Origin of the sequence: Bacillus sp. 22-7 (genome assembly GCF_010628845.1) — a bacterium.
Taxonomy (GTDB): Bacteria; Bacillota; Bacilli; order Bacillales; family Cytobacillaceae; genus Cytobacillus; species Cytobacillus firmus_B.
The window spans coordinates 282,388-288,767 of sequence record NZ_NJQY01000007.1; the positions used below are offsets into that span (position 1 = coordinate 282,388).

5 protein-coding genes are annotated in these 6,380 nt (G+C 44.3%); all 5 read right to left on the reverse strand.

All coding sequences use genetic code 11. The annotated features are described in order from the left end of the window. Nucleotides 1-243: 243 nt before the first annotated feature. On the reverse strand, nt 244-1,041 hold the full coding sequence (locus tag CE058_RS07335) for a TIGR00282 family metallophosphoesterase (protein WP_163141658.1): 798 nt from the start codon (nt 1,039-1,041) through the stop codon (nt 244-246). Between the two features lie 129 nt (nt 1,042-1,170). Further along, complete coding sequence (rny, locus tag CE058_RS07340; protein ID WP_483297534.1) at nt 1,171-2,736, reverse strand: ribonuclease Y; 1,566 nt, start codon at nt 2,734-2,736, stop codon at nt 1,171-1,173. Nucleotides 2,737-3,103: 367 nt separating this feature from the next. Next, the gene (recA, locus tag CE058_RS07345; protein ID WP_048008962.1) at nt 3,104-4,144 is read right to left on the reverse strand and encodes a recombinase RecA; all 1,041 of its coding nucleotides are present in this window, start codon (nt 4,142-4,144) and stop codon (nt 3,104-3,106) included. Between the two features lie 273 nt (nt 4,145-4,417). Next, on the reverse strand, nt 4,418-5,668 hold the full coding sequence (locus tag CE058_RS07350; RefSeq protein ID WP_163141660.1) for a competence/damage-inducible protein A: 1,251 nt from the start codon (nt 5,666-5,668) through the stop codon (nt 4,418-4,420). 26 nt (nt 5,669-5,694) lie between these two features. After that, nucleotides 5,695-6,273, reverse strand: a complete 579-nt coding sequence (gene pgsA / locus CE058_RS07355; RefSeq protein ID WP_035330725.1) for a CDP-diacylglycerol--glycerol-3-phosphate 3-phosphatidyltransferase — start codon at nt 6,271-6,273, stop codon at nt 5,695-5,697. Between the last annotated feature and the right edge of the window lie 107 nt (nt 6,274-6,380).

Here is a 6,380-nt window from a genome sequence, read left to right on the forward strand (position 1 = left end):
GCCATTTCTTTCCGTTCATACACTACCCGCTTTGATGGAATTTAGCACCAGGTCTATATATCATTCCATTGCTACTATATTCAGGTTGGAATTCACATATTCCGGCTTGGACAAAAAAAGCTGGGTTTCAGCCTGATTTTCTTACTGATTTCTGCTTGTCCAAGAAAAGCGCACCTTAAGTCTTGTTTCTGCTAATACAAAAAGACTGCGTTCCGGCCCCTCCGGATGCAGTCTTTTACCAATTTATGAGTAAAAAGGATGGTCATCATTAATTAGGATCCGGTCAATTTTTTTGGCCAATCCTGTTTTAGGATTCAGTTCAATGACCGCTGCGCTCAATTGGGTCCTGCCTTCTTTCGGAACCTCAAATCGAACCGGGAGCCCTGAGATAAACCTTTTGATCACTGCTTCTTTTTCCACACCAAGGATACCGTCATAAGGCCCTGTCATCCCCACATCAGACATAAAGGCCGTCCCCCCAGGCAAAATGCGGTTATCGGCTGTCTGCACGTGGGTGTGCGTACCTACGACTGCTGATACTTTTCCATCTAAATACCAGCCCATGGCCTGTTTTTCACTTGTTGCTTCTGCATGAAAATCAACAAAAATAAATGGAGTCCTTTCCCGGGCTTCTTTTATCAATTCATCTGCCTTTTGGAAAGGGCAGTCACTTGTATTCATAAAAGTTCTGCCCTGAAGGCTGATAACAGCTACTTCTTCTGTATTAAACTTCAAAAAAACCATGCCTTTGCCAGGGTTATTAGAAGGAAAATTAGCCGGACGAACCATATATTTAGCGCGGTCAATAAATTCAAAAATTTCCCGGTTATCCCATGTATGATTCCCGAGTGTCACCGCCTGTGCACCAGCCTCAAGAAATCCCCGATAAATCTTTTCCGTAATTCCCTTTCCTCCTGCTGCATTTTCCCCATTAATAATAGTGATATGCGGCCGGTATTTTTCTTTAAGCTTCGGTACATATTCAGTGATCATATCCCGGCCTTGGGATCCCACCACATCTCCGACAAATAATATATTCATGTCATATCCCTTTCTGTTTATAAAGATATATGTATGCTTTTTCAGTTCTTATTCTTAGTGTAACACAGTTTCCTGCTTCAATTTTAAGCACACCCTGAAAAAGAAATAAAGCGATGCATGTGCATCGCTTTATTTTGCATATTCAACGGCCCTCGTTTCACGGATAACCGTAACCTTGATGTGGCCTGGATAATCAAGTTCTTCTTCAATCTTCTTACGGATATCCCTTGCCAAACGATGAGCTTCAAGGTCATCAATTTGTTCAGGCTTAACCATAATGCGGATTTCGCGTCCAGCTTGAATGGCGAATGATTTTTCAACACCATCATAGGATTCGGAAATCTCTTCAAGCTTTTCAAGACGGCGAATATAGTTCTCAAGCGTCTCTCTTCTTGCTCCAGGTCTTGCTGCTGATAAAGCATCAGCTGCAGCGACAAGCACGGCAATGATTGATGTTGGCTCTGTGTCACCATGGTGGGAAGCGATACTGTTTATGACAACAGGATGCTCCTTATACTTAGTGGCAAGCTCCACACCGATTTCAACATGGCTCCCTTCCACTTCATGATCAATTGCTTTACCGATATCATGAAGCAATCCTGCCCGGCGTGCCAATGTTTCGTCCTGTCCCAATTCGGCAGCCAGCAGCCCTGAAAGCTGAGCCACTTCCATTGAATGCTTTAACACGTTCTGGCCGTAGCTTGTACGGAATTTTAATCGGCCAAGAATTTTGATTAAATCTGGATGCAGGCCGTGAACACCAACCTCAAAAGTGGTTTGCTCTCCGATTTCGCGGATGTGTTCATCCACTTCACGGCGGGCCTTATCGACCATTTCCTCGATCCGAGCTGGATGGATGCGACCGTCCTGAACCAATTTGTCTAAAGCTAAGCGTGCAGTTTCACGGCGAATTGGATCAAAGCCGGATAAAATAACCGCTTCCGGCGTATCATCGATAATAAGATCAATTCCGGTCAAGGTTTCCAGAGTACGGATATTACGGCCTTCACGGCCAATAATACGCCCTTTCATCTCATCATTTGGCAGGTTGACAACTGATACAGTAGTTTCTGCTACATGATCAGCTGCACATCTTTGGATAGCCAGTGACAGGATTTCCTTCGCCTTCTTATCAGCGTCCTCTTTCGCTCTGGTCTCGCTCTCTTTTACCATAATGGCGACATCGTGAGCCACTTCCTGCTCAGTGCGCTCTAAAATGATGGACTTTGCCTCTTCACGAGTCAAGCCTGAGATGCGTTCCAGCTCAGCTTGCTGCTCTTTAATCATATCTTCCACTTTGCTTTCCATCTCTTCAATATGCTGTTGTCTTTTGCTAAGAGAATCGTCCCTCTTTTCTAAAAGCGCTTCACGTTTATCTAACGTTTCATCTTTGCGATCAAGGTTCTCTTCTTTTTGCATTAAGCGATTTTCTTGTTTTTGCAGTTCATTTCTTCGATCACGAACTTCACTTTCCGCATCTGTGCGGAGCTTGTGAATTTCATCTTTCGCTTCAAGCAGGGCTTCCTTTTTCGTAGCCTCAGCTTCCCGCTTTGCGTCTTCCAAAATCTGCTCAGCAGCATCTTTAGCTCCTGCAATTTTAGCTTCGGCAATAGATTTGCGAACAAAATAGCCAACAAAAGCACCGACGATTAGGCCAAGCAAAATGGAGATGATTGCTGTTACTAGATCCATCATTTCACCTCCTCTTGCTATGAACTTGTTTGTGTTACGTTTTTTAAAGTGTTGGCATGTACATTGTCCAATTCAATATACAGCACTAAGGCTTTTAAACGTTTCAATCTTAAAAAAGCACTGGGCATCCATCTGACGGCTGGCAGTTTATTAACGTATGAAATGCCAATGGAGCCTGGAGCCAGACAGAGTCTGACTCAATAAGAATTTCTTTACATATAAAATGTAAAATATACATTTTTAATTGTAAAGCTGTGGAATTTTATTGTCAAGGGTTTGTCTTAAGGGCTTTTCTTAATATTTCGATTGGTTTGAACACTTTTGAAGAAAAAAAAAGCAAAGCCACTCAGGACTTTGCTTTTCCTTTGTATTAATCGATCAGCTCGAATTCTTCCTGCCCTTCGTCTCCACTGGCTACTTTTTCTTCATCAAGTCCATAATGTTCGCGGATTTGTTTTTGGATAGTCAGGCGGATTTCAGGGTTTTCTTTTAGGAATACCTTGGCGTTTTCACGGCCTTGGCCTAAGCGCTCCTCGTTGAATGAGTACCATGAACCGCTCTTTTGGACAATATCCAGCTCAGAGCCAAGATCGATGATTTCACCTTCCTTGGAGATTCCTTCACCGTACATGATGTCAACTTCCGCCACTCGGAATGGAGGAGCGACTTTATTTTTGACAATTTTAATCTTTGTCTTATTACCAACCATTTCATTGCCTTGTTTAAGAGTTTCTGCACGGCGCACTTCAAGGCGGATGGAAGAGTAGAATTTCAATGCGCGTCCCCCTGGAGTCGTCTCAGGGTTTCCAAACATAATTCCGATTTTTTCACGGATTTGGTTAATGAAAATTGCGATTGTCTTTGATTTGTTGATTGCGCCTGATAGCTTACGAAGTGCCTGTGACATAAGGCGGGCCTGCAGACCCACATGGGAGTCACCCATTTCTCCTTCAATTTCAGCCTTGGGAACAAGGGCTGCCACAGAGTCAACTACGAGAATATCAATAGCACCGCTTCGAACAAGGGCTTCTGCAATTTCAAGCGCCTGCTCCCCGGTATCCGGCTGAGAAAGAAGAAGTTCGTCAATATTCACACCAAGTTTTTGTGCATAAACAGGGTCTAAGGCGTGTTCGGCATCGATAAACGCTGCTTGTCCGCCGCTTGCCTGAACTTCTGCAATAGCATGCAGGGCTACTGTTGTTTTACCTGAGCTTTCCGGTCCATAGACTTCAATAATACGTCCTCTTGGATAGCCGCCTACCCCAAGAGCTGCATCAAGAGCAAGAGATCCGCTTGGTACAGTGGAAATTCTGCGGTCAGTCTGTTCCCCGAGCTTCATGATAGAACCTTTACCAAATTGCTTTTCTATTTGTTTTAACGCCATTTCAAGAGCTGCTTGACGATCACTCACTAATAGTTCCTCCTTTTATATAGACGAATCTGTCTTTTGATTAGATTCGTTTTGTCTCATCTCAAAACCTAACTCTACTATAAACCTTTTAAACGCATTTGTCGAGCAAAAAGTCGAACATCCATTCGTTTTTTTTCTCTTGCACATTATGCCTGAAAATATCAAGAATGCCGGGGAAAGTGAGGTTTTTCAAGGGTCAATCAGTAGATGAAATCGCATTTCGGCAAGAAGTCTGTCTATTATTTTTGGCTACTAAAAACTCAGAACGCATTTTTAAGCGTTCTGAGTTTCTTTTAATGCTTTAATAAGAAAATGGCAGCCGTATTTTACTGTACGAACCCGATTGGCTGCCCTGGTACCTCCAAGGTTCAGCTTTTCGGTCTGCACCGGCCTTCCTTTTATCCAAATGCCTATATATACTGTACCGACAGGGTTGCCTTCCAATTCATCCGGACCGGCAACACCTGTGAAGCTGATACCGATATCGGCATTTGTAAGGCTTGCGACATTCTCAGCAAGCTCGGCAGCACACTGTGCACTGACGACCCCGTCGTTATCAATCGTTTCTTTGCGGACTTTTAATACTTCAGCCTTAACTTCGTTTGTGTAGCAGACCACTCCGCCCTTTAAAAGTCCGCCGGCTCCCGGAATGGATGTAAACTCCTCCTGGAACATGCCGCCTGTTAAACTCTCCGCTGCCGAAATAGTCATGCTGCTCTCCTTAATCAGCTTGGTGAGCTCATACATCAGGGAAGTATCATCATAGCCATAGAAGTATTCGCCGACACGCTCCAGAATTTTAGTTTCAGCTTCATTAATCAGCATCATGGCCGTGTTAGGCTGACTATGCTTTGCTGTGAGCCTCAGAGTAACTTCCCCATCAGATGCAAGCGGGGCAATGGTTGGATTGCTCTGAGCATCAATAATATCTTCAATCTCCGTTTCCAGCATGGCTTCTCCAATCCCGAAGAAGTGCAGCACCCGGGAAACAATTACATCCTCGGTTCCCAGCTTGGATTGCAAGGCTGGAAAGGCATGTTTAAGGAACATCGGCTCCATCTCGTTTGGCGGCCCCGGAAGAAGCATGAAAACATGCCGGCCACTATCGGCAATCATTCCGGGTGCCATTCCATGCTCATTAGGAAGCACCTGTGCATCCTCAAGAACCAGGGCCTGTTTTTTATTATTCTCAGTCATCTCTCTGTTGGTGCGTTTAAAATACAGCTGTATAGATTCAAGCGCCTGTTCGTCCATGACGAGCTCTTTGCCAAGATGGCGGGCAATCGTTTCTTTTGTTAAATCATCCTTTGTCGGTCCCAGGCCGCCCGTGAAGACGATCAAATCAGAACGGCTTTCGGCTATTTTGATCACCGATCTCAGGCGCTCTGGGTTATCTCCAACCACTGTATGGTAAAAAACGTTAATGCCCAGTTCAGCAAGCTGCCGGGAAAGAAAGCGGGCATTTGTATTAACGATTTGTCCAAGCAAAAGCTCAGACCCGACAGCAATAATTTCAGCATTCATTCAAAAGCCCCCTCCGGGTAAAGTAATTATTTTGAGTTAATGAAGGCCTGCTTGTTTTTAGCAAAGTAGTCCCAGCCGGACCATATTGTAAAGAACATCGCAACCCACAGGGCAATCAGATCAAAGCGGATTGATACCATTTCAAAAATAATATTATGTAAAAGCAGTGCAGAAATGGCCACAATCTGAGCCCAGGTTTTAATTTTGCCAAGCTGGTTAGCTGCGACTACTTCTCCTTCCCCTGCCAGAACAAGCCTTAAACCTGTTACAGCAAATTCCCGGCTGATTATAATAATGACAATCCACGATGGAGCAAGGTTAAGATCAACCAGCACAATTAATGCTGCAGAGACGAGAAGCTTGTCTGCAAGCGGATCAAGAAACTTGCCCAGGTTTGTAACCAGATTGTACTTGCGGGCAAAGTAGCCGTCGACCCAATCGGTAACCGAAGCAATAATAAAAATAAGAGCTCCAATCAGATGGGTAACGGGCATTTCAGCTCCTAATAACTCTACGTTTCCCCATGAAAGAGGGACGAGCATGACGAGCAGAAATATCGGTATCAGCAAGATACGAGACACTGTAATTTTATTTGGCAGATTCATGTTTTACCTCCAAGTATAATAAAGTGAAACTTCAATCAGTGGGGGGCTTTATCTCCCGCTGATTGTTAGTTGAGGCCCACGGAAAGTGGGTCACAAAGACGTTGCCA

What these genes read in the sequence shown, in the direction of transcription:
- CE058_RS07335 (WP_163141658.1), bottom strand. Translation starts at nt 1,041, where the DNA reads ATGAATATATTATTTGTCGGAGATGTGGTGGGATCCCAAGGCCGGGAT.
- rny (WP_483297534.1), bottom strand. Translation starts at nt 2,736, where the DNA reads ATGATGGATCTAGTAACAGCAATCATCTCCATTTTGCTTGGCCTAATC.
- CE058_RS07350 (WP_163141660.1), bottom strand. Translation starts at nt 5,668, where the DNA reads ATGAATGCTGAAATTATTGCTGTCGGGTCTGAGCTTTTGCTTGGACAA.
- pgsA (WP_035330725.1), bottom strand. Translation starts at nt 6,273, where the DNA reads ATGAATCTGCCAAATAAAATTACAGTGTCTCGTATCTTGCTGATACCG.